The 21,184-nt window shown below is 67.1% G+C and carries 20 protein-coding genes; 11 read left to right on the top strand and 9 right to left on the bottom strand.

The genetic code is table 11. The features are described 5' to 3' along the window. Nucleotides 1-5 precede the first annotated feature (5 nt). From LDZ27_RS23460 to LDZ27_RS23480, 5 genes are all read right to left on the bottom strand, one after another. Nucleotides 6-992 (bottom strand): ABC transporter permease, encoded by a 987-nt coding sequence (locus LDZ27_RS23460; protein WP_244817505.1) that lies wholly within the window; start codon nt 990-992, stop codon nt 6-8. Beyond that, nucleotides 989-1,939, bottom strand: a complete 951-nt coding sequence (locus LDZ27_RS23465; RefSeq protein WP_244817506.1) for an ABC transporter permease — start codon at nt 1,937-1,939, stop codon at nt 989-991. Before LDZ27_RS23465 ends, LDZ27_RS23460 begins: the two co-directional genes overlap by 4 nt. Next, complete coding sequence (locus LDZ27_RS23470; RefSeq protein ID WP_244817507.1) at nt 1,936-3,423, bottom strand: sugar ABC transporter ATP-binding protein; 1,488 nt, start codon at nt 3,421-3,423, stop codon at nt 1,936-1,938. The genes LDZ27_RS23465 and LDZ27_RS23470 overlap by 4 nt, the downstream gene beginning before the upstream one ends. Before the next feature lie 33 nt (nt 3,424-3,456). Next, nucleotides 3,457-4,491: a substrate-binding domain-containing protein gene (locus LDZ27_RS23475; RefSeq protein WP_244817508.1), complete on the bottom strand. Its 1,035-nt coding sequence runs from the start codon at nt 4,489-4,491 to the stop codon at nt 3,457-3,459. A 292-nt stretch (nt 4,492-4,783) separates the two neighbouring features. Continuing rightward, nucleotides 4,784-6,325 carry a methyl-accepting chemotaxis protein gene (locus LDZ27_RS23480; protein ID WP_244817509.1) on the bottom strand — a complete coding sequence of 514 codons (1,542 nt, stop codon included), beginning with the start codon at nt 6,323-6,325 and terminating at the stop codon, nt 4,784-4,786. Between the two features lie 276 nt (nt 6,326-6,601). On the opposite strand from LDZ27_RS23480, the gene LDZ27_RS23485 reads away from it, so the two are divergent. From LDZ27_RS23485 to hutG, 7 genes are read left to right on the top strand one after another with little or no spacing between them, the layout of a single operon-like run. Then, nucleotides 6,602-7,351 (top strand): IclR family transcriptional regulator, encoded by a 750-nt coding sequence (locus tag LDZ27_RS23485; RefSeq protein WP_244818023.1) that lies wholly within the window; start codon nt 6,602-6,604, stop codon nt 7,349-7,351. Between the two features lie 42 nt (nt 7,352-7,393). Continuing rightward, the gene (locus LDZ27_RS23490; RefSeq protein ID WP_244817510.1) at nt 7,394-8,164 is read left to right on the top strand and encodes a transporter substrate-binding domain-containing protein; all 771 of its coding nucleotides are present in this window, start codon (nt 7,394-7,396) and stop codon (nt 8,162-8,164) included. Between the two features lie 2 nt (nt 8,165-8,166). Continuing rightward, nucleotides 8,167-8,835, top strand: coding sequence for an amino acid ABC transporter permease (locus tag LDZ27_RS23495; RefSeq protein WP_244817511.1), 669 nt, complete (start codon nt 8,167-8,169; stop codon nt 8,833-8,835). Then, nucleotides 8,832-9,596 carry an amino acid ABC transporter ATP-binding protein gene (locus LDZ27_RS23500; protein WP_244817512.1) on the top strand — a complete coding sequence of 255 codons (765 nt, stop codon included), beginning with the start codon at nt 8,832-8,834 and terminating at the stop codon, nt 9,594-9,596. The genes LDZ27_RS23495 and LDZ27_RS23500 overlap by 4 nt, the downstream gene beginning before the upstream one ends. Continuing rightward, complete coding sequence (locus LDZ27_RS23505; protein ID WP_244817513.1) at nt 9,593-10,150, top strand: HutD family protein; 558 nt, start codon at nt 9,593-9,595, stop codon at nt 10,148-10,150. The genes LDZ27_RS23500 and LDZ27_RS23505 overlap by 4 nt, the downstream gene beginning before the upstream one ends. Further along, nucleotides 10,147-11,556: a formimidoylglutamate deiminase gene (locus LDZ27_RS23510; RefSeq protein ID WP_244817514.1), complete on the top strand. Its 1,410-nt coding sequence runs from the start codon at nt 10,147-10,149 to the stop codon at nt 11,554-11,556. Before LDZ27_RS23505 ends, LDZ27_RS23510 begins: the two co-directional genes overlap by 4 nt. A 28-nt stretch (nt 11,557-11,584) precedes the next feature. After that, nucleotides 11,585-12,391, top strand: coding sequence for an N-formylglutamate deformylase (hutG, locus tag LDZ27_RS23515; protein ID WP_244817515.1), 807 nt, complete (start codon nt 11,585-11,587; stop codon nt 12,389-12,391). Nucleotides 12,392-12,401: 10 nt separating this feature from the next. On the opposite strand, the gene LDZ27_RS23520 is transcribed toward hutG, so the two are convergent. Next, nucleotides 12,402-13,583, bottom strand: coding sequence for a citrate synthase family protein (locus LDZ27_RS23520; RefSeq protein WP_244817516.1), 1,182 nt, complete (start codon nt 13,581-13,583; stop codon nt 12,402-12,404). Between the two features lie 118 nt (nt 13,584-13,701). Between LDZ27_RS23520 and LDZ27_RS23525 the strand changes: the two genes are divergently transcribed. Both LDZ27_RS23525 and LDZ27_RS23530 read left to right on the top strand, forming a co-directional pair. Next, nucleotides 13,702-15,057, top strand: coding sequence for an MFS transporter (locus LDZ27_RS23525; protein ID WP_304657617.1), 1,356 nt, complete (start codon nt 13,702-13,704; stop codon nt 15,055-15,057). A gap of 49 nt (nt 15,058-15,106) precedes the next feature. Beyond that, entirely contained in the window at nt 15,107-16,081 is a 975-nt protein-coding gene (locus tag LDZ27_RS23530; protein ID WP_244817518.1) for a 2-hydroxyacid dehydrogenase, read from the top strand. A 37-nt stretch (nt 16,082-16,118) separates the two neighbouring features. Here LDZ27_RS23530 and LDZ27_RS23535 read toward each other — a convergent pair whose 3' ends face one another. Beyond that, nucleotides 16,119-16,379 carry a hypothetical protein gene (locus LDZ27_RS23535; RefSeq protein ID WP_244817519.1) on the bottom strand — a complete coding sequence of 87 codons (261 nt, stop codon included), beginning with the start codon at nt 16,377-16,379 and terminating at the stop codon, nt 16,119-16,121. Nucleotides 16,380-16,382: 3 nt separating this feature from the next. Further along, nucleotides 16,383-16,655 (bottom strand): hypothetical protein, encoded by a 273-nt coding sequence (locus LDZ27_RS23540; RefSeq protein ID WP_244817520.1) that lies wholly within the window; start codon nt 16,653-16,655, stop codon nt 16,383-16,385. 203 nt (nt 16,656-16,858) lie between these two features. Between LDZ27_RS23540 and LDZ27_RS23545 the strand changes: the two genes are divergently transcribed. Continuing rightward, the gene (locus tag LDZ27_RS23545) at nt 16,859-17,125 is read left to right on the top strand and encodes a DUF4242 domain-containing protein (protein ID WP_244817521.1); all 267 of its coding nucleotides are present in this window, start codon (nt 16,859-16,861) and stop codon (nt 17,123-17,125) included. Nucleotides 17,126-17,207: 82 nt separating this feature from the next. Next, a complete protein-coding gene (locus tag LDZ27_RS23550; RefSeq protein ID WP_244817522.1) occupies nt 17,208-18,131 on the top strand; it encodes an alpha/beta fold hydrolase in 924 nt (307 codons plus the stop codon). A gap of 19 nt (nt 18,132-18,150) precedes the next feature. On the opposite strand, the gene LDZ27_RS23555 is transcribed toward LDZ27_RS23550, so the two are convergent. Further along, nucleotides 18,151-21,150: an AAA family ATPase gene (locus tag LDZ27_RS23555; RefSeq protein ID WP_244817523.1), complete on the bottom strand. Its 3,000-nt coding sequence runs from the start codon at nt 21,148-21,150 to the stop codon at nt 18,151-18,153. Nucleotides 21,151-21,184 lie beyond the last annotated feature (34 nt).

Below are 21,184 nucleotides of genomic sequence, written 5' to 3' on the forward strand. Positions count from 1 at the left end.
CCATATCAGCGCGCCGTCTTTCCGCCGGCCGCGACCGTCACCGCGATGATGAGCACGCCATAGACGATCGCGCGCACGCCGGCATCCGCGCCGACCGCGTTGAGCGCGGCGTTCGTGAGAAACAGGAACATCGACGCGCCCCATACGCCGACGATCGTCGCCTTGCCGCCCGTCACCAGCGTGCCGCCGATCACGACCACGGCAATCGAGATCAGCATGTACTCGACGCCCATGTCGAGCGACGCGCCGCCCGATGTCGCCGCGAGCAGGAGCGCCGTGAGCGCCGCGATCATCGAGGAAAGCACATAGGCGAGGCAGCGCGTGCGGTGCACGTTTACGCCCGCGAGCCAGGCGGCCCGCGCGTTCTGTCCGATGGCGGAAAGCCTGCGCCCGTACACGGCGCGATGCAGCAGCACGGCGAGCGCCACCGACAACGCGAGCGCGACGAACGCGATATACGGCACATGCAGGAACCGGCCCGTGGCGAACGCGCCGAGCGCGGGCGGCGGCGGCGGAAGCTGGCGTCCTTGCGTGATGGCGATCGACTGGATGATGAAGCTCGACGACAACGTCGCGATGATCGGCGGAATGCGCAGGAGGCGGATCAGCATGTAGTTCGCGATGCCGACGGCGACGCCCACGCCGAGCGCCGCCGCCACGCCGAGCGCGATGCGCCCGTCGACGCCGCCCATCGCGTGCATGCCGACGACGCCCGCGAGCGCGATCGTCGATGGCACCGAGAGGTCGATGTTGCCAACGCCCGACGTGATGACGAGCATCTGCCCGAGTCCGACGAGCACCATGAACACGCCGTAGGTGAGCGCCGTCTGCGCGACGTTGCTCGCAATGCCGAAGCCGAAGATGCCGACGATGCCGAACCACACGAGCACCGTGCCGACGAACGACCACGCCCACGGCGCCTGAAGGCTTCTGAGCCGCGTCCACGCGGTTTCGCCGTTGGCGACGGCTTCGCCCGATGTCTGCGGTTTCATTGCCGCTCCCCGCGTTGCAGCAGCACGCGCAGCGACAGCACGACGATCAGGATCGCGCCCTGCATGCCGACTTGCCAGTCCGCCGAGATGTTGAGAAAGGCGAGGAACGATGCCGCGAGCGTGAGCGTGATCGCGCCAAGGACCGCGCCGATGACCGACACGCGCCCGCCGACGAATTCGCCGCCGCCGAGAATCACCGCCGCGATCGACAGCAGCGTGTAGCGCAGCGCGAGGTTGGCATCGGCGGAAGTCGTGAGGCCGAGCAGCGACAGACCCGACAGCACGCCGAACACGCCCGCGATGCCGTAGAGCGTCGCCTTCGCGCGCACGAGCGACCAGCCGAAGCGCCGCATGGCGCGCGGATTGCCGCCCGCGCCGCGTATGCGCACGCCGGCCGAGGTGCGCATCAGCAGAAAGTGCCCGACGATGGCGATCAGCACCGACCACACGATAGGCGCGGCGATGAGCGGCGTCTGATAGCTCATCGCCGTGCCGAGCCAGCCGGGGCTCGTACCGCCCGGCGAAGGCAGCAGCACGATGGCGAGTCCGCTCCACACGAACGAAAGCCCGAGCGTCACGACGATGGACGGAATCTGCCGCAATTCGATCAGCGCGCCGACCGCCGCATACGCCAGCACGCAGCCGGCGAGCGCGAGCACGCCGAGCCACGGCTTGCTGACGAGCAGCGTCGCGCCGATGCACGCGACGAGACTCACGAACGGACCGATGGACAAGTCCAGATCGTTGACGGTGATGATCGCGAGTTGCGCGAGCGTCGCGAGCACGATCGGCACCGCGAGGTTGAGCAGCAGGCTCGATCCGAAATAGGTCATCACGGTGGGCTGCATGACGAGGATCGGCACCAGCACCGCGACGAGCGAGATGGCCGGCAGCAGCGCGCGCAGACGCGCCTGCGTGCCCTGAAACGTGATGCGCGCGGGCGTCATGCGGCGTGCTCCTCGAAGCTCGCTGCGAGCAGCGCTTCTTCCGTGCATTCGTCGGCGTGCAGCACGCGCGTGACCGCCGACGAGCGGAAAACATACGTGCGGTCGCAATGCGACAGCTCTTCGTTTTCGGTCGTGTACCAGACGAACGTGCGGCCTTTCGCGGCTTCGTCGTGGACAAGCTGGTAGATGTCGCGCTTGGTGCCGACATCGACGCCGCGCGTGGGATCGTCCATGAGGATGAGCTGTGCGTCCGAAGCCAGCGCGCGCGCGAACAGCACCTTCTGCTGATTGCCGCCCGAGAGCGACAGAATGCCCGCGTTCATCGACGCCCCGCGTATGCCGATCTTCGTGCGCCACGCTTCGACGAGCGCGCGCGCCGCCGCGAGATCGACAAGGCCGCGTCGGCGTTTCGCGCCGCCGAGCAGCCACCGCACATCCAGATTCTGCGCGATGGACCACACCGGAAACACGCCGTCGCGCCCGCGATCGCCCGCGACGAACGCCGCTTTCACGCGGCCCGCGCCGTGGCTCGTCGCGGCATCGTAGATGGCGAGCAGCGCCTCGGTCTGACCTTGCCCGGCGAGTCCCGCAAAGCCGACGATTTCCCCGCGCGACGCCTCGATCGTCGTATGTTTTCTCGCGCCGACGTGCCAGCGAAACGCACGCTCGTCGCGCAGCGCTTCGCGCGTGCGCGCGGTCGCGGGCGTTTTCTCCGCTTCGAGATGCTGGCCCATCGCCTGAATGATCGACGCGCGCTGCGCTTGCTCGCGCGGCAACACGCCGACGATGCCGCCGTCGCGCATCACCATCACGCGATCCGCCACGCGCTCGATTTCGCCCAGCATGTGCGTGATGAGCAGGCACGTAATGCCGCTTTCTGCCGCGCGCCGCACGAAGGCGAGCAGTTGATCGGCGGTGTGCGCGTCGAGCGACGAAGTCGGTTCGTCGAGAATCACGAGGCGCACGGGCGTGTCCGTCACCGTGAAGCCGCGCGCGATCTCCACCATCTGCTGTTGCGTGAGCGTGAGATCGGAAACGAGCTCGTTACCCTTGAGACCGTTGCCGGGGAAAATCTCTTCGAGCTTCTCGCGCATGAGCGCGGTGGCCTTGCGCCGCCAGCCGCGTCCGTGCAATTGCGGATGCACGATGGTCATGTTCTCCGCGACCGTCAGGTTCGCGCACAGCGACAGTTCCTGAAACACGCAGCGCACGCCGGCCTCGCGCGCGGCGTTGGCGTCGTAGTGCGGCGCGGCCGCGCCTTCCACTTCGATGCGTCCCTGCGTCGGCGGATACACGCCCGCGAGCACCGCCATCAGCGTGGATTTGCCCGCGCCGTTGTGTCCCGCGATGCCGACGCATTCGCCGCGCACGAACGCGAAGTCGATGTCCGCGAGCGCGCGCACCCGCCCGAAAGTCTTGCCGATGCCTTCGAAGCGAATCAGCGCGCGCGGTTGCTCGTTGCCGATCGTTGCTGTTGCGCCCATTCACATGCCTCCATGCGTGGCGTCACGCCATGCTTACTTCTTGTCGAGCAGCGCCACCGTCTGCGGCAAAGTGTAGGTCACGTCGGCGATGCCGCCCGGAGGCGTCGCTGCGAGCTTCGCGGGCAGTTCCTGCTGCGAGATGGCGAGCAGCGGCACGTTGATGGTCACTTCCTTCGGGATCTTCTTGCCCGCGAGCACCTGCTGCGCGACCCAGAACGCGAACGAGACCGCGCCGGGCGGGTTCGACAGCGAGCGCGACTGATAGCCGGTCTTCGCCTGCTCGCTCCACCATTGCAGTTCGGGATACGTGCTGCCGATGATCATCGGCGGCGCGGGGCGATTGGCGGCCTTGAACGCCTGCGCGATGCCGAAGGACATCTCGCCTTCGGTGGCGACGCCATCGACTTGCGGCAGCGTCGGCAGAATGCCTGCGACGGCCTTTTGCGCGACTGATTGCGTCCAGTCGCCGTTCACCGAGCCGACGAGCTTGAGACCCGGATGCTTTTTGAGGCCGTCGAGCACGCCTTCGTGCATGAGGTTGTCGACGGAAATGCCGGCCACGCCGCGCACTTCCAGAACGTTGCCGTGGCCGTTGAGCCGCGTCGCCAGATAGTCGACGCCCTGCTCCGCCCAGCCCTTGAAGTCGAAGTTGACGCGATACGCGCACGGTTCGTCGACGACGCCGTCGAACGACACGACGACCACGCCCGCGGCGCAGGCCTTTTTGATCGTACCGTTGAGCGCGGTGGGCGACACGGCGTCGATGACGATCGCGTTGTAGCCCTGCAGGATGAGGTTCTGGACCTGCTGCGCCTGTTCCGTCACCTGATTTTCGGCGGTCGTGAAAGCGGGCGCGGCGGCGATCTTCTTGTCCGCAACCGCCTGTTGCGCGACGGCGTTCCAGCTCTTGAGCATCGACTGCCGCCACGCGTTGCCGGCGAAGCTGTTGGACAGCGCGATCTTTTTCTGCGAGGTGTCGCCGGTTGCGACCTGCGCGTGCGCGGCGCCTGCGAGCGCGCACGCGGCAAGCGCGAACGCGGCCCTGACCTGCATTCCTTTACGGAACATCGAGTCGTCTCCTTTCATTCTTCTTGTCGAGAGGCGCTGCGCGACTTCATCTACAGCACGCCCCTTCCGGGCGCATCGGACAACAATGCCGATGCGACGCTTCCAGTCAGTCTGCTTGATTCGTCCTGCGGTCAGGCCAATCGCGGTGGTCAGGCCACCCGATCGCCGAGCCAGTATAGCGACTGTTGGGCGGCTCGTGCAATTCGCGTGCGTTACCGGTAACGGCGCCGGACTCGGCACCGGCGAAAGCGTCGGGAGACGGTCGACGCTTTCGCCATTCTGCGCGCCGCGCTCAGTGCGACGTGCGGAACACGGCCATCGTCGAGCGAAGCTGTTCGGCCTGATCCTGAAGCGAGCCGGCGGCGGCAGCGGCCTGTTCCACGAGCGCCGCGTTTTGCTGCGTGACTTCGTCCATCTGGCTGATCGCCTGATTCACCTGCTCGATGCCCCGGCTCTGCTCGTTCGATGCCGACGCGATTTCGTCCATGATGTTCGTCACGCGCTCGATCGCCGAGCCGATCTTGTTCATCGTTTCGCCCGCGAGACCGACGAGTTCGGTGCCCGCCTGAACGCGCGAACTCGACGCCTGGATCAGCTCGCGGATTTCCTTCGACGCCGTGGACGAGCGTTGCGCGAGACTGCGCACCTCGCCCGCGACGACCGCGAAGCCGCGGCCCTGATCGCCCGCGCGCGCCGCCTCGACCGCCGCATTGAGCGCGAGGATGTTCGTCTGGAACGCGATACCTTCGATCATGCCGATGATCTCGGCGATCTTATGCGAACTCTGCTCGATCTCGGCCATCGTGCCGACGACTTCGCCGACGATGTTCGCGCCTTCCTTCGCGACGTCGCGCGCATTGCCGGCAAGCCCGCTCGCCTGACGCGCGTTCTCCGAGTTGTGCTTAACGGCGGCCGTCAGTTGTTCCATGCTCGCGGCGGTTTCCTGGAGCGACGCGGCCTGTTCTTCCGTGCGCGAGGACAGGTCCGTATTGCCGACGGCGATTTCACGGCTCGCGCTCGCAATCGCGTTGGCGGCGGTTTTCACGCTGCCGATTGCCGCGACCAGTTGCGTGCGCATGCGCGCCATCGCATACATGAGGCTCGCGCGGTCGTTCGCGAGCACGGCGACGTCCACCGTCAGGTTGTTGTTCGCGATCTGATTGGCCACTTCAGCCGCGTAGGCCGGCTCGCCGCCCATCGCGCGAAGAATGCCGCGATTGAGCCGCGACACGACGATGCACAGCGCGAGCGCGATCACCGCGAGCAGGCCGAGACTCCAGCCGAGCGACGTGTAGAACGCGGCGTCGATGTCGTCGATATAGACGCCCGTCACGATGAGCCAGTCCCACGGCTGGTACATCGACACGTAGGACATCTTCGGGAGGATTTCATTCGTGCCGGGCTTCGCGAACGAATAGTACGTGTAGCCCGCGCCCTCGCGCTTGCCCACGTCGATGAGCTCGCGATACAGATAGACGCCCTTCGGATCCTTGAAGTCCATCATGGTCTTGCCGACGAACTCCGGCTTCATCGGGTGCGCGAGAACCTTCGCCTGCGAATCGAACACGCTGAAGTAGCCGCTGTCGCCGAAGCGAATGTCGCGGAGCGCGTTCAATGCGCCCTGCTTCGCCGCCTCCTGCGTGATCGCGCCGGAAGCCGCCTGCTGCGCGAATTCCTTGATGATGCTGTTCGCCACCTCGGTCGCGTGCTTGATGTCGAGCCGCGTCTCTTCGGTGCGCAAGGCGCGCATGCGAAACGCGTCGGCGACCGAGATGCCCGCGAGGCACGCGAGACTCAGGATGAGAGGAAGCCACAGTTTTCTGGAAAAAGTCATGCGTTGCTCGTTGCTAATTTCGTTGATGTGCGCCGCAGTGGGCGTCGGCCAATGAGCCTTCGTGCTGCATTAACGGAAACGGACGGGGCGACTTGATGGTGCGCGCGGAAAAATGCGGCGGCGCAAGCGCGATCGCCCGCCGCGCGAGGAAAAAAGACGAGGGAAAACCCTGACGACGGGATTCCCACGGCGCGGGAATCGCATTTTTGTCCGGCGGGAGCGGCGTGGCATGCTTCGGCTACGTCTTCATCGCTTCTTTCCGTGCTCAAACACAACGTGAAACAGGAATCGGGCGCAACGGGCGCCGAGCGGCTGCTCCTCGTGCTGACCGCGCTCGCGGGCCACGGCAAGGCCATGTCCGTGAAGGACATGCTCGGCGCGACCGGTCTCGCGCAGAGCACGCTGTATCGGCAAGTGGCGCTGCTCAAGCGCTGGGGTTTCGTGACCGAGGATTCGGGCTACTACGCGCCCGGCCCCATCAGTCTTCAACTCGCGCTCGGTTTCGACATCAATTCGATGCTCGTCGAAGCGAGCCGCGACGCGATGATGCAGCTTTCGCGCGCGACGCAGGAAAGCGTCGGGCTGATCGTCGCCGTCAACGATCAGGTGATCTGCCTCGAGATGATCGAAAGCACGCACTCGCTGCGCTGCTCGTTCGAAAAGGGCCGCGCGGTGCCGTTGCGCGCGGGCGCATCGGCGAAGTCGCTGCTCGCGTTCATGGCGGAGAAAACGCGCGCCGAGACGCTCGCGCGCCAGTTCGCCGAAGGCGACGCCGCGCGCGCCGCGCTCGAAGCGGAACTGGAACGCATCCGCGCGCGCGGCTACGCAATGAGCGACAGCGAAGTCGATCCCGGCGTCTGGGGCGTGAGCGCGCCCGTGTTCCGGCGCGCGTCGCGCGGCGCGGGCGCGAGCGCCTCGATCACGCTGATGGCGCCTTCCTCGCGCGCGGCGGGCCGCGAGCAGCAGTTCGCCGACTGGACCGTGCGAGCGGCCAACGCCATATCCGCGCGGCTGCAAGCCGCCTGACCCCAACGCAAGACTGATCCCACACCTTTCGGAGCCCACACGATGAAACTCAAGACTCTCCTCTGCGCCGCGAGCCTCGGCATCGCGATGACGATGGCCGCGCCCGGCGCGGCCTTCGCGCAAGACTCGAACGTGCTGAACGTCGCGACCGACGCCACCTTCCCGCCGATGGAATTCGTCGACAAAGGCCAGCGCACCGGCTTCGACATCGACATCATGAACGCGCTCGCGAAAGCGATGGGCAAGCAGGTCCAGTGGACGGACATCGACTTCAAGGGGCTGATTCCGGGCCTCGTCGCGCACCGCTTCGACGCGGCGATCTCGGGCATCTACATCACGCCGGAGCGCGCGCAGGTCGTCGACTTCACGCAGTCGTACTTCGCGGGCGGCCTCTCCGCACTCGTCAAGGCCGATTCGCCCATCAAAACGCTCGCCGATCTCAACGGCAAGAAAGTGACCGTGCAGGTCGGCACGAAGTCGGTGAACTTCCTGCGCGACAACTACCCGCAAGTGGAGCGCGTGGAAGTGGAAAAGAATCAGGAGATGTTCGATCTCGTCGGCATCGGCCGCGCGGATGCCGCCGTCACGGGCAAGCCCGCCGCGTATCAGTTCGTCCGCACGCGCGCAGGCTTTCGCGTGCTCGACAAGGAGCTGACCACCGAAGCGTATGGCATCGCGGTGCGCAAGGACGAGCCGAAGCTGCGCGACGCGATGAACGCCGCGCTCGCGAAGATCAAGGCGGACGGCACGTATGACGCCATCGTGAAGAAGTGGTTCAGCGGCAGTGGCAGCACCACGGCAAGCGCGAAGTGACGATGCAGCTCGACTTTACGCCGGCCCTCGCCGGATGGACCGATATCGCGCACGGCGCGCTCGTCACTGTCGAAGTGACCGCCGCCGCGCTCGTGCTCTCGTGCCTGCTCGGGCTGCTCATCGGCATCGGCAGGCTCGCGCCGCAGCGTCGCCTCGTCTACGGCTTCTGCACCGGCTATCTGGTGTTCTTTCGCGGCACGCCGCTGCTCGTGCAACTGTTCCTGCTCTTCTTCGGGCTGCCGCAGTTCGACATCCTGTTGCCCGCGTTCGTGTGCGGCATGCTCGGACTCGGTCTCTACTCGGCGGCCTATGTCTCGGAGATCGTGCGCGGCGCGATTCAGTCGGTGGATCGCGGGCAGATGGAAGCGGCGCGGTCCATCGGCATGTCGGCGGGACAGGCGATGCGCGCGATCATTCTTCCGCAAGCCATCGTGCGCATGATTCCGCCGCTCGGCAACGAGTTCATCGCACTCATCAAGAACTCGGCGCTCGTGTCGCTTCTGACCATTCACGATCTGATGCACGAAGGCCAGAAGATCATCAGCGTGTCGTACCGGTCGCTCGAGGTGTATATCGTGATCGCGCTCGTCTATCTCGTGCTCACGCAGGCGACCAACTACATTCTTCATCGCGTCGAGCGGCGGCTGCGCGCAGGAGGCATGGTGCAATGAACAGCGCTCAACCCATCGTCAGCATTCGCGACCTCGGCAAGTCGTTCGGCGCGCAGCGCGTCCTCAACGGCATCGACTTCGACATTGCGCCGAGTCAGGTCGTGGTCGTCATCGGGCCGAGCGGGTCCGGCAAAAGCACGTTTCTGCGCTGCTGCAACGGACTCGAGAAGCCTGAGCGCGGCACGGTCGATATCTGCGGGCATCGGCTCGTCACTGACGGCGCGATGCTCAAGGACCGCGCCCTCGATGCGCTGCGCACCGAAGTCGGAATGGTGTTCCAGTCGTTCAACCTGTTTCCGCATCTGTCGGTGCTGCACAACATCACGGTCGGTCCGCGCATGTTGCGCGGTGCGACCAAGGCCGACGCCGAATCCGCCGCGCTCGCGCTGCTGAAAAAGGTGGGCCTCGAACACAAGGCACATGCGATGCCCGCGAGCCTGTCGGGCGGCCAGAAGCAGCGCGTCGCGATTGCGCGCGCGCTCGCCATGCAGCCGCGCGTCATGCTCTTCGACGAACCCACGTCCGCGCTCGACCCCGAACTCGTCGGCGAAGTGCTGCAGGTCATGAAACTGCTGGCAGCCGAGGGCATGACGATGCTCGTCGTCACGCACGAAATGGGCTTCGCGAAGGAAGTGGCGGATGTCGTCGTCGTGATGGATGGCGGCGAAATCGTCGAGGCCGGTCCGCCCGCGCAGATTTTTTCGACGCCGACGCAGCCGCGCACGCGCTCGTTCCTGCAAGCGGTGTTGTCGCGGGCATGAACGTCGCGCTGATACGCGGTGCGGATCTCGTCGCGACGCCGTGGAAGAACGGCGGCGGCATCACGCGCGAAGTCGCGGCGCGCGCCGATGCGTGGCGCGTGAGCATCGCGGACATCGACCGGCCGGGGCCGTTCTCGCGCTTCGACGGCATCGACCGCATGCTCGTCGTGCTCGACGGCGCGGGCTTGATGCTCGGCGCGCAGAGCGTCCTGCGCGCGTTCGGCATCGCGCGATTCCCCGGCGAATCGCAGGTCGATGCGCGGCTCGCCGACGGTGCCGTGCGCGTCTTCAACGTGATGACGCATCGCGGCGCGGCGCGGGCGCGCGTCGATCTCTGGCGCGCGCCGGCAAGCCGTATCGTCGATGCCGGCACGGCGCTGCTGCATTGCGCGCGCGGTCCGCTCGACGTGCGCGTCGGCGATACGCGCATCGCGTTGATGCAGAACGACACGCTGCGCATCGACGGCGCGAATCGCGCTGAAATCGACATACAGGGCAATACATGCGATGCCGTGCTGGTGTGCGCGTCGCTCGACATAGAAGGCCAACCATGAATTCACGTACCCAGGCACGAACGCGGGCGCTTTTCGCGGCGCATGCGCTGCTGCCCGAAGGCTGGCGCACCGGCGTGCTGCTCGAATGGAACGATGCGGGCACGCTCGTCACTGTCAAGCCCGATACGACGAATCCGCATGCGATCCCCGCCGCCGCTGGACCCATCATTCCCGGCATGCCGAACCTGCATTCGCACGCCTTCCAGCGCGCGATGGCCGGGCTGACCGAATATCGCGCGAATCCGTCGGACAGCTTCTGGAGCTGGCGCGAGCTGATGTATCGCTTCGCGCAGCGCATCACGCCCGAGACGCTCGGCGCGATCGCGCGCTGGCTTTATGTCGAAATGCTGAAGGCGGGCTACACGTCCGTCTGCGAATTCCATTACGTGCATCACGCGGCGGACGGCTCGCGCCACGCGAATCCGGCGGAACTCGCGCAACGTGTCGTCGATGCCGCGAGCGAGACGGGCATCGGCATGACGATGCTGCCGGTGCTTTATCAGTACAGCGGCTTCAACGCGCAGCCGTCGCGCCACGACCAGCGCCGCTTCGTCAATACGACGCACGACTTTCTCGCGCTCTTGAGCGCATTGCGCGATGCGCGCCCCGAACACGGCGCGCTGCGCTACGGCGTCGCGCCGCACTCGCTGCGTGCGGTGTCGGAGGCTTCGCTGCGCGATGTGATCGAAGCGCTCGATGCGATGTCCCCCGGCGCGCCGGTTCACATCCACATCGCGGAGCAGACGGCGGAAGTCGATGCATCGCTCGCGGCGCTCGGCGCGCGGCCCGCGCAATGGCTGCTCGATCGCTTCGACGTGAACGCGCGCTGGTGCCTCGTGCACGCGACGCATATCGACGCGAAAGAAACGCGCGCCCTCGCACAAAGCGGCGCGATTGCGGGCCTGTGTCTCACGACCGAAGCGAATCTCGGCGACGGCATCTTTCCCGCGATGGATTATCTCGACGCGGGCGGCGCGTTCGGCATCGGCTCGGACAGTCACATCGCCGTGGACTGGCGCGCGGAACTGCGCCTCCTCGAATACGGCCAGCGGCTCGCGCGGCGGGAGCGCAACGTGCTTGCGTCGCGTGACACGGCGCACGTCGCCGACCGGCTCTTTCGCGGTGCGCTCGCAGGCGGCGCGCGCGCGACGGGCCGCGGGGTCGGCGCGTTGCAGGAAGGCGCGCGCGCGGACTGGCTCGTGCTCGACGCCGACCATCCGAATCTCGCCGGGCAGACGAGCGCGACATGGCTTTCGTCCGCCGTGTTCTGCGAGCATGGGCAAACGCCCGTGCGCGATGTGTTCGTCGGCGGCGAGCGCGTCGTGCAGGATCGGCGGCATCGCGCCGAGGCGCGCCATTACGCGGACTACCGGCGCGCGCTATCGCACGTTCTCGCCAACGATTGACTGCACAGCGCTCAAGGACCGACACACCATGAACGATCTCTTCTCTCTAGAACGCGGCGATGCGCCGCTTCTGATCTCGATTCCGCACCTCGGCACGCACATTCCCGATTCGTTGCGCAGCCAGTACACGGACGCGGCGTTGACGGTCGAGGATACCGACTGGCATCTCGACCGCCTCTATGCGTTCGCCCGGTCGCTCGGCGCGACGATGCTCGGAGCGCGCGTGTCGCGCTATGTGATCGACCTGAACCGGCCATCGAACGACGAAAGCCTGTATCCCGGACAGACGACGACATCGCTCTGCCCGACCGAAACGTTCCGCGGTGAGCCGCTGTATCGCGACGGCGCAACGCCCGACGCCGCCGAGCGCAGCCGGCGCGTGGCGACTTACTGGCAGCCGTATCACGACGCCTTGCGCGGCGAGCTTGCCCGCTTGCGCGCGCAGCATGCGAACGTGCTGCTGTGGGAAGCGCATTCCATCGCGAGCGTGCTGCCGCGTCTTTTCGAAGGCAAGCTGGCCGACCTCAACATCGGCACGCAGGACGGACGCACGGCGGCGGCGCCGGTGCAGCAGGCGGTCGAGCGTGCGGCGGCGGCCGGTCCGTTCACGTGGATCGCGAATGGACGCTTCAAGGGCGGCTTCATCACGCGGCACTTCGGCGCGCCGCAAGACGGCGTGCACGCGGTGCAACTGGAGATGTGCCAGTCCACTTACATGAGCGAGGACGCCCCGTTCGGCTATCTGCCCGATGCCGCGCGCAAAGTCGAGCCTGTCGTGCGCGCGATGGTGAGCGGCGCGCTGGAGGCGGTCGTCGCGATGAATAGGTCGGCGTAGCGCCGGCGCTTTACCGCGTCGCTTCGTCGGTATCGGCGACCGGCGGGCCGACGTAATGCGCGCGTGGCCGCAGCAGGCTGCCGTTCGTCATCTGCTCGATGGAATGCGCGATCCAGCCCACGCTGCGCGCGATGCAAAAGAGCGCGAAAGCCGCGTCTTCGGCAAGCCCGCAATGCCCGGCGAGCGCGGCGAGCGCCACGTCGATGGTCGGCTTGCTGCCGTCGATGCGCTCGACGCATTCGACCAGCGCGCGCACCTCGTCAGGCGGCTCGAACGCAGACAAGAGCGCCGCCGCGCGCGGATCGCCCTGCGGATAGAGTTCATGCCCGAATCCCGGCAGGCTTCTGCCGGCGGATCGCCGCGCGCGCACCGCGGCCTCGGTTCCGACGCGCCGCGCTTCATCGAGCAATTCGCGCACGGGCACGATCGCGTTGCCGTGCATCGGCCCGGAAAACGCCGCGAGTCCCGCGACGAGACTCGCACCGAGCGATGCGCCCGTCGATGCCGTGACGCGCGCCGCAAACGCCGAACTGCTCAACTCCTGATCGGCCAACATGACGAGCACGCGGCGCAGCAGGTCCGCGTGATGAGCGACGCCCCACGCATCCGCGATGCGCGCGTGCAGCGGGCCATCGTCCGTGCGCAATTGGACCAGATTGCTCGCGAGCCGGCCGATGAGACGCGCGCCCTCGTCGCAGAGCGCATCGAAACCGGGCGTCTCGCCGATTGCGCGCTCCGCCGCCGCCATGCCCATCGCCGCATAGACGCGCGCGCCGACCGTGCCGGCGAGACGAAGCGGTTCGACCGTCGGAAAGCGCGGCACATCCGCCGACGCCCATAGCAGCCCGGCCGCTTCCTCGAGCGTGGCGGTGGCGGCGAGCCGCACCGCGTCCTTGCCGCGATAGAAAAGCCGCCCGCGCGCGATGGTCGAAATGCTCGTATTGATGATCGGCTCGCCCCAGGCCATCGTGCTCGCGGCGATCTTGTTCCTCGCGCGGCCGAGGCTGCGCTTCTTGAGCAGCCCGGCGATGTCCGAGCCGCGATACAGGTTGCGGTTCGCATGTTCCGGATCGCCGCGCACCTCGATCTGCCCGCGGCTCGCGTAGGCGTACAAGGTCTGCCGGCGCACGCCGAGCGCTTCGCAGGCCTCTTCCTGGCTCATCCAGTTCTTCACGTTGATTGAGTCGATCAAGATTGACGGCTTCGCGATGGCATCGGTCTAATGCAGCAAAACGCAATGGCAAAAAGACCGCGCCGCTTCAGCGACGCAGGCAGCGCCACACAGGGACATCGAAAGGAGGAGACATCGGATGGCTTCGGACAGAACCAACGAGTATATATCGACGGCATCGGTCCCCATGACCCGCACCCGCTATGGCGTGCTCGCCGTGATCCTGCTGCTCGCGACGGTCGCCTATGCCGACCGCGCCATTCTCTCGATTGCCGGCCCCGGCATATCGAAGGAGTTCGGCCTGAATCACGTCCAGCTCGGCTACGTGCTGTCCGCGTTCAGCTGGGCCTATGTCGTCGGGCAGATTCCGGGCGGCCTGCTGCTCGACCGGATCGGCACCAAGACGATGTACGGCGCCACGCTCGTTCTCTGGTCCGTCGCGACGATGCTCGTCGGTTTCGTCGGCCACGTCACGTCGGATTTGTCGGATGCGCTCGGCCTGCTGTTCGCGCTGCGCTTCGCGCTCGGTCTCATCGAAGCGCCGAGCTTTCCGGCGAACGGGCGCGTCACCGTCATGTGGTTCCCGAAGGAAGAGCGCGGCCTCGCGACGTCGCTGTTCGCCTCGGCGTCGTACTTCGCGGTCGCGATCTTCTCGCCGTTCGCGGGCTGGCTCACCGCGAAGTTCGGCTGGCCCGCGCCGTTCATCGCGCTCGGTCTCATTGGCATCGCGTCGGCGGGATTGTGGGCGCTCGTCATGCACGAGCCGCGCAAGCATCCGCGCATGTCGAGCGCGGAGTTGGATCACATCGTGAACGGCGGCGCGATGATCGACATCGACTCGAAGCACGAACTGCAATCGCGCCCGACGCTCACGTGGGCCGTGGCGCGCACGCTCGTGACCAATCGCATGCTGTGGTGCGCGTATATCGGCCAGTACTGCACGATCGCGCTCAGTTACTTCTTCATCACCTGGTTTCCCATCTATCTCGTTCAGGCGCGCGGCATGAACGTGATGCAGGCCGGCTTCGCGACGATGATTCCCGCCGTCGCGGGCTTTCTCGGCGGCATCGCGGGCGGCGTGATCTCCGACGCGCTGATCCGCCGCGGCTGGAGCATTTCGTGGGCGCGCAAGACGCCGTATATCGTCGGGATGTTGGTCGGCTGCTGCCTCGTCTTCTCCGCGTTCACCGAAAGCAACGTCGTGATCGTGATGCTGATGACGCTCGCGTTCTTCGGCAAGGGCGCGGCGGCGGGCGCGGGCACATGGGCCGTCGTGAGCGACACGGCGCCGCGCGAAGCCGTCGGCCTCGCGGGGGCGGTGTTCAACTGCGTCGGCAACATCGGCGGCATCGTCACGCCGATCGTCTTCGGCTATATCGTCCAGGCAACGGGTGCCTTTACCGTCGGCCTGTACTTCGTGGCCGCGCATTGCCTCGTCGCGGCGCTCGTCTATCTCTTCGCGATGGGCACGATCGAACGCGTGAAGGTCAACTGAGCGGCCGTCACGACTCAAAGCATTTCAACTGAAAACACGTCATAGGGCTATGGTCAAGCCGGTCATTCTCAACGCAGCCGAACTTCCCGGCTGGGCGCACGAAGAACTGCACGCGCTCTTCACGGTGCTCGATCTCCCGAAAGATTGCGCCGATGCGCGCGCCTTTCTCGCCCAGCACGGCCCGAAGGTGCGCGGCATTGCGCTGCGCAAGACGCCGATCGACGCCGCGTTTCTCGACGCCCTTCCCGCGCTCGAGATTATTTCAAGCTATAGCGCGGGCCTCGACAATCTGGACGTGAACGCGGCGAAGGCGCGCGGCGTCTCCATCGCGAACACGTCGCACATTCTGTCCGACGACGTCGCGAACGCGGCTGTCGGCCTCGCGCTCGCCGTGACGCGCGATTTCGTCAACGCGGATGCCTTCGTGCGCGCCGGGCGCTGGCCGCAGGAAAAGGAGTATCCGCTCGCGCGTTCCCTCACGCGCATGAAGGTGGGCATCGTCGGGCTGGGCACGATCGGCTCGGCCATCGCGCTGCGCCTTGCCGCGTTCGGCTGCGAGCTCGCGTATTTCGGGCCGAGCCGCAAGCCCGTCGCGATGCCGTATTTCGACGATGTCGCGCAACTCGCGCGCGCGTGCGACATGCTGATCCTGACGTGCCCGCTCACGCCCGCGACGCATCATCTCGTCGATGCGAAGGTCATCGATGCGCTCGGGCGCGACGGGTTCATCGTGAATATCGCGCGCGGTCCGGTGCTGGACGAACGTGCGCTCGTCGAGGCGCTGGCCGCCGACAGAATCGCGGGCGCGGCGCTCGATGTGTTCGAGCACGAACCGCGCGTGCCGGATGCGCTGATGCGCGATCGCCGGGTCGTGCTGACGCCGCACCTCGGTTCCGGAACGAAGGAAACGCGGCGCCGCATGGCCGAGCATGTCGTCGATGCGCTCGCGCGCCATTTCGATGTCGCGGGGCCGCGTGATGCGGTGCATCGCGTGGCCGGGCGAGGCTGCGCGGTGGAGAGCTGAACGGCGCTTGCATCGGCATCGCCTCCATTGCTTCGCTCTACGGCTGAATCCGGCCGTCGCTCCAGCCTGCGCCCGGCGTCTCGTCGGCGGGTTTCGCCGCGTCGCGCCGGTTCGTTTTCAAGCCGCCATCGCGCGCGGTGAGCGCTTCGCGCTGCGGCCCGCCGCCCGCATTCGCGCCGGCCGCCGAAACAGCAGGTTCGTCGAAGGCATTCACTTCTTCCTGCGAATACGCGAACGCGCCCTGCGCGAGCGCCGCCGATGCGAGCGCACACGCCGTCAGTACCGCATGCTTCCTCATGATTCACCTCTCGCTGCGTTGCAACGTCATGTCCGTCGGTGTGCGAAACAGCAATGGGCTGTCGCCGAAGCGCATCGGCTGGCCCTGACTCCCGATGAAGCCGGAAAGCGCGTGATGCGCGCCGAAAACCCCGCTTCCCGCGTCGATCTGTTCGAGCGCGGTCCAGGCGTCGCCGAGCCGCGACATGTCCGCGGGCAGCCGGGCGTCGGCGAGCGGCGAAACCGGCGCGCGCAGCACCAGCGCCACGATCATTCCGGGGATCATTTCGCGCTTCATGATGCGTCTCCCAAAGCACGGCGGCCTCGACGGAAAAAAGCGGCTGCCGTAGACGCATTTGTATAGGCGCGGCGCCCCCGTGCAAATAGCGAGGAATGACCATCGCGGCCTCATCACTTCCTGCGGGTGAACTAAACTTTTGTAGGCTTGGCGGCACCGTCCGGGCCGAATGTGCGTCGTCCTTGTGTCGAAACGGAGGCACCATGACTCTCTTTCTGATCGAGCGCAATTTCGCGGAGCAACTCGAATTCACGGTCGAGGGCGCCGCCGAGGTGACCGAAATAAACAACGAAGTCGGCGTCAAATGGCTCGTCTCGTTTCTGACGGCGGACAAGCGCAAGACGTATTGCCTCTACGAAGCGAACAACATGGAAGCCATTCGCGAGGCAGCGAAACGCGCGGACATCCCCGCTGACGAAATCATCGAAGTCACGGAACACAGACCGGAGTGGCTCATGCCCGCCGGCTGACGCGGTGATCAGAATTGACTATATGCACGCCGCGCCGCCGTGCGTATAAACGCTGCATGCCACGCCGAACCGGAGAGCCGACATGAGAAATCGCGCACGCATGGCGTTGTTGTCGGTCTTGGCGCTCTTTTTATCGATGCTCGCCGCGTGCGGATCGGCGAAGCTCGATGCGGGCCAGCCGCAGCTTCGCGAGACGAACGTGAACGGCGTGCCGCTGCGCTACGAAGAGCAGGGCGCGGGCGAAACGGTCGTGCTCATTCACGGCGCCATCGCCGATTACCGCGCGTGGGACGCGGCCCGCGATGCGATCGCCGCGCACTATCGCGTGGTCGCGCCGTCGAACCGCTATTTCGGCGCAGCGTCCTGGCCGGATGACGGCGCGCGCTTCTCGATGCAGACGCACGCCGACGATCTCGCCGCCTTCATCCGCGCGCTGAACGCGGGACCGGTCGATCTCGTCGGCTGGTCGTATGGCGCGGATATCGGCCTCGTCGTTGCGGTCCAGCATCCGGAACTGGTGCGCAGCGTGTTCGCCTACGAACCGTCGCTCACCACGTTCGTCACGGACGCATCGGACCGCAAGGCGATCGCCGCCGATCAGCAGCAGGCGTTCGGCCCCGCATTCGTCGCATCGAAACGCGGCGACCAGCAAGCGGCGCTGCGTCCATTCGTCGATGGCGTGAACGGCGCGCCCGGCACCTACGACGGGCTTCCCGACCGCGTGCGCGTCGTGCTGTCGGACAACGCCCGGACGATTCCGCTGCAGCTTAACGCGCCGCCGCCTCCGGCCATCACCTGCGCGCAGCTCGGCACGATCGCGGCGCCCGTCGCGATCGCGCGCGGCACGCTCACGCGGCCGTTCTTTCGCATCGCGGCGGATACGGCGCATCGCTGCATCCCCGCTTCGCGGCTCGTGCTGCTTGAAAACGGACGCCATCTCGCGCCCGTCGAAATGCCCGGCGATTTCGACGCCGCCCTGCTCGGCTTCCTGTCGCGGCGCGACTAAAGCGTCGCAGCGGAGCGCGTCAGGCATCGAGCAATCCGGCGTGACTCGCGAACGCGGCGGCTTCCGTGCGATTGGCCGTGTACGTCTTCTCGAGGATGCTGCGGATGTGGTTCGCGACGGTATTCGAACTGATGTCGAGCACGCGCGCGATGTCCCGATTGTTTCGCCCGATGGCGACAAGGCGCAGCACTTCCACCTCGCGCCGCGTCAGGCCGCACGGATAGACCGGCTCCGCGCCCGACGCATCGATGGCCGCACGCAACGCCCCGATGCGCGCGACGAGCGTCGCCATGCCGAGAGGCCGCGCATCGGCGAGCGCGGCATCGAGCAACTGGATCGCGGCCGCGCGGTCCTGCGCCGCGCCGCGCGCGTGCAGCATGCGCGCGTATCGGTAACGGCCGTGCGCGAGCCAGACGCGCGCGCCCGTTCGCTCGTCGATGGCGAGCGCCGCGATGAAATGCTTCTGCGCCGCTTCCCAGCGCTTCCCGGCGGCGGCGAGCATGCCGAGCAGACGGTCCGCCGCGCCGAGACACGGCCCGCCGATGTCGACCAGCAAGGTCGTGCCTTCGTAGGGTTCGAGCATGCGATACAACGCCGCGGCGCGCGGCGCGTCTTCCAGGTAAACGCACACTTCCGCCGCGAAAGACGCGCGCGTGAGCGCGTCCACGTTCGCCGGGACGCCGGCCATTGCCTCGACGTGCAGCGCGTCGAATTCGGCGCGCGCCCCGTCGCGCATGTCGAGCTCCGCGTAGATCAGCGCGATGCCCGGCCGCCAGAGCGATGCCGTCGTGCTGTGGCGAAGCATCAGTTGCATGGCGGGCAGCACTTCGGCGAGGCGCCCCTGTTCTCGCCGGATGCAGAACATCTGCATGCCGAATGCCGTCGACGCCACGTCCTGCGCGACGCGCTCGCCCATCGCGAGCGCCTGCTGCGCCTCGCATTCGGCGCGGTCGAACGCGCCTTCGTTGATCGACAGAAGCGTTTCGAAGCACAGCACGACCGCCTGGTGATAGAGCGAATTCATGTCGCGGGAGACGCGGCGGTCCGCATCGAGCGCGGCGCGCAGCCCGGCCATGTCGCCCACGCGGAAGAGGTCGCACAGGCGATACGCCATGAGGTCGGCAAGCGTCCATTTCAGCTCGCTCGACGTCTGCGCGATCGACCACGCCTCGCGGCCCGCGGCCAGGCGCTCGTGCAGCAGCGTCGGCCAGTAACCGGCGGACGTGATGGCCGTCAGCGCGAGATAGAGGCCCCGCGCATCGCCAAGCTCCCGCGCGAGCGCGACGCACGCGTGCCACGTCCGCTGCGCTTCGTCGGCGAGATTGGAGTACACGTAGGCGCGGCACAGACACGCGAGCAACTCGACGCGCATCGCGTCGTTGCGCTCGTGCGCGTCGATGGCGCGGATCAGCAGCGCGACGGACGCTTCGCCGGAGCGCGCGCTGCGGAAATTCGCCTGCTCGAAGCCGATGGCCGCGCGCGCGAACTGCGCCGTCAGGCCGTTGTCGCCCGCCACTTCCGCCGCTTCCAGAAACGCCGCGCGGCTCGGCTCGGGCGCGCCGACATCCGCCTCGGCGCGCCCGAGCGTGAGAAGCAGCTCGCAACGCAGAGGCGCATCGCCGGGACAGTGCGCGGCCTGCAGCGAAAGCGCAAGACGATAGAGCCGCGACGCTTCCTCGAACGCGAACGACCGCGCGGCCTGATCGGCGGCTTCGCGCGCGTAGCCGAGCGCTTTCGCGGCATCGGCGTGGCGCCCGGCCTGCGCGAAGTGATGCGCGAGCTGCGCGAGCCGCGAGGCCCGGCTGCCGCGCTCGTGCGCTTCCAGCCATTCGCCGATTGCGCCGTGCAGCCGGGCGCGGCGCGCGGCGAGCAGGTCGTCGTAGAGCATGTCGCGGATCAATACGTGACTGAACCGCAATTCGCCTTTGTCCGTCGTTGCCGTCGTTGCCGTCGTTGCCGTCTCGATCAGGCTCGCGCGAAGCGCCGCTTCGAGGCTTGCCAGCACGGCTTCTTCATCGTCCTCGGGGGCGAGCGCCATCAGCAGTTCGATGTCGAACGTTCGTCCGATGCACGCGGCCATCGCGAGCAGGCGCCGCGCGCGCTCGGGCAGATGCCGCACGCGTTTGGCGATGACATGGCGCACGCCTTCGGGAATGGCCGTGAGCAGCACGGACTCGTCGCGCGCGACGACGCCCGCGCGCTCGCGATGTTCGATCAGATAGCGCACCGTCTCCTGCAAAAAGAGCGGATTGCCTTCGGTGCGGCCATAGAGCGCCTGCGCGAGCGGCGCGTTCGGCACGGCCCCGCTCGCCGCGAGAAAGAAAAGCCCGGACTCGCGGCAATCGAGTCCCTTCAGATGCAGCCGACGAAAGCCCGGCGTGCGGACGAGATCGGCGAATGCGTCGTTCAAGGGATGATCGCCGGCGACGTCCGTATCGCGGTAAGTGGCGAGCACCATCACCGGCACTTGCGCGAGCTGGGCGGCGAAGAACGACAGCAGCCGGATGGACGTGGGATCGGCGCAATGCAGGTCGTCGAAGACGAGCAGCACCGGCCGATGCGCCGCCGCGCGCTGCCAGAAGCGCGTGATCGCGTCGAAGAGCGTGAAGCGCGCCTGAGCCGTGTCGAGTTGCGGGGCCGATGCCGCGTCCGCCGCGTCGCGGGCCAGCACGTCCGGAATCGCCGCGCCGATGATGGCGCTGTCCGCGCCGCTCGCCTCGTCGTCGATTGCGCCCGGCGCGCCCTCGCTCGACGCCGAACGGAAGAGTTGTCGCCACGGCCAGTACGCGGGCGCGCCCGGCTCTTCCGGGCAGCGCGCCCAATGCACGGCGAAGCGCCCGCCTGCCGCCGTCGCGACGATCTGTTGCGCGAGCCGCGTCTTGCCGATGCCGGCGTTGCCCGCCAGCAGCATGACGCGGCCGTGCCCGTCGGCGGCCTTCACGAGCGACGCCTCCGCCAGCCGTAATTCGTCGTCCCGGCCGATGAAGAAGCCGGGCGTTCCGGTGGTCGTTGCGTCCATGTGCGGTTCCGGAAAACCGGGGCGCGGCGCGCGC

Source organism: Caballeronia sp. Lep1P3 (genome assembly GCF_022879595.1).
GTDB lineage: Bacteria > Pseudomonadota > Gammaproteobacteria > Burkholderiales > Burkholderiaceae > Caballeronia.